Below are 2,031 nucleotides of genomic sequence, written 5' to 3' on the forward strand. Positions count from 1 at the left end.
CCGGACGACCGTCGAGGGCATGCGCGCCGACGGCACCCCGAGCCGCCAGCAGCTGGTCACCGACGCCGCCAGCGGCGAGGTGCTCTCCACCCACGAGGACATCCAGACCGCCGGTGCGGCCGGCACCGGCCGGGGTGTGTTCGACGGCTCGGTGAAGCTGACCACCACGCCGTACAAGACGTGGTTCCAGCTGAAGGACCCCATGCGCGGCAACCAGTACACCACCACGCTGAAGAACGGCACCTCCGGCGCGGGCACGCAGTACATCGACCTCGACAACCGCTGGGGCAGCGGGCAGGTCGCCAACGGCCAGTCCGCCGCCGTGGACGCCCAGTTCGGCGCCGCGGCGACCTGGGACTTCTACAAGAGCACCTTCGGCCGCAACGGCATCCGCAACGACGGGGTCGGCGCCTACAGCCGCGTGCACTACGGGCAGAACTACGTCAACGCGTTCTGGGACGACAGCTGCTTCTGCATGACGTACGGCGACGGCGCGGGCAACACCCACCCGCTGACCGCCCTGGACGTCGCGGGCCACGAGATGAGCCACGGCGTGACCTCGCACACCGCGGGCCTCAACTACTGGGGCGAGTCCGGCGGTCTGAACGAGGCCACCTCGGACATCATGGGCACCGGCGTCGAGTGGTACGCCAACCTGGCCGCCGACAAGCCCGACTACCTGATCGGCGAGAAGATCGACATCAACGGGGACGGCACGCCGCTCCGCTACATGGACAAGCCGTCCAAGGACGGCGGCTCCGCCGACTACTGGTCGCCCTCGGTCGGCAGCCTGGACGTCCACTACTCGTCCGGTGTCGCCAACCACTTCTTCTTCCTGCTGTCCATGGGCAGCGGCGCGAAGAGCGTCAACGGCGTCAGCTACAACTCCCCGACCTACGACGGCGTGCCGGTGGCCGGCATCGGCCGCAACAAGGCCCTCCAGGTCTGGTACCGGGCGCTGACCGTCTACATGACGTCGACCACCAACTACCAGGGTGCGCGCACCGCGACCCTGAAGGCTACGGCCGACCTGTACGGCGGCACCAACTCCACCGAGTACAAGCGCGTCGCCGCCGCCTGGAAGGCCGTGAACGTCAACTGACGCTCCGCCTCGGGCAGCCGAACCGGCAGCCGGGTTCCCCGTCCAACGGGGGCCCGGCTGCTGTGCGTTGTGGCACTCCGAGGGGCGTGAGCTGCGGCTAGCAGCCGGTCCGGGCAGCGGACAAGAGGGTGCGCTGGCGAAACCCCGCCATCTCGGCATATGGACATACCAAGACATCAAACGTTCACAATATTGCAGCAATATGCCATCCAGCGAACGGTGTTAGGCGAATTCGGCCACCACTCCGACTCGGTTCCGGCTCCCCAGGGGCTCCGTTCGGACCGGAACCCACCCGTCGGCCCGCCGCCCGACCCGGTCGCGTCATCCATCTGACACATCATCAACACAGATGTATGGGCGCGCGTTGGCGGGAGTTTGCCAATCATTGCCCCAGACCTGTCATTTCATCAGTTTGATTGTCATGCTTCTGGCCAGCCCCGTACCGGCACCGGCCGCCCCACCACTCCGGCCGCTGCCGTCAGACCGCACGGAGCAGCACGTCAGCGCCCGTCTCCGCCCCAGCAGGCACTAACCCGGTGCCCCGGAGCGAGGCGCGACCGCGAAGCAGCGGTTGAACCGGAAGGAACCGTACGTGAAGCGAAAGCTGACAGTCGGAGCCGTTCTCTCCGCCTCGGTGATCCTCGCCGGAGCGATCCAGGTCAGCGCCGGGAGCGCGCAGGCCAGCCCCTCTCCGGCCGCCGGGACCTTTGCCGGTCAGCAGCACACCGAGCTGATCGCCCTCGCCGACTCCCAGTCCTCGGCCACCGCCCAGGCCCTGGGCCTGGGCAGCCAGGAGAAGCTGGTCGCCAAGGACGCCGTCGTCGACGCGAACGGCACCCGCCACCTGCGCTACGAGCGCACCCTCGGCGGCCTGCCGGTGCTCGGCGGCGACCTGGTCGTGCACCAGGACGCCAAGGGCAGGATCCAGT

1 protein-coding gene and 1 pseudogene are annotated in these 2,031 nt (G+C 68.4%); both read left to right on the forward strand.

Translation table 11 applies throughout. The features are described 5' to 3' along the window. On the forward strand, nucleotides 1-1,102 hold a 1,102-nt coding region (locus UK12_RS32360), incomplete at its 5' end, for a M4 family metallopeptidase (protein WP_045306781.1). A 592-nt stretch (nucleotides 1,103-1,694) separates the two neighbouring features. Next, nucleotides 1,695-2,031 (forward strand): annotated as a pseudogene (locus UK12_RS32365) (M4 family metallopeptidase); the annotation flags it as partial.

The organism is Saccharothrix sp. ST-888 (assembly GCF_000955975.1).
Taxonomy (GTDB): domain Bacteria; phylum Actinomycetota; class Actinomycetes; order Streptomycetales; family Streptomycetaceae; genus Kitasatospora.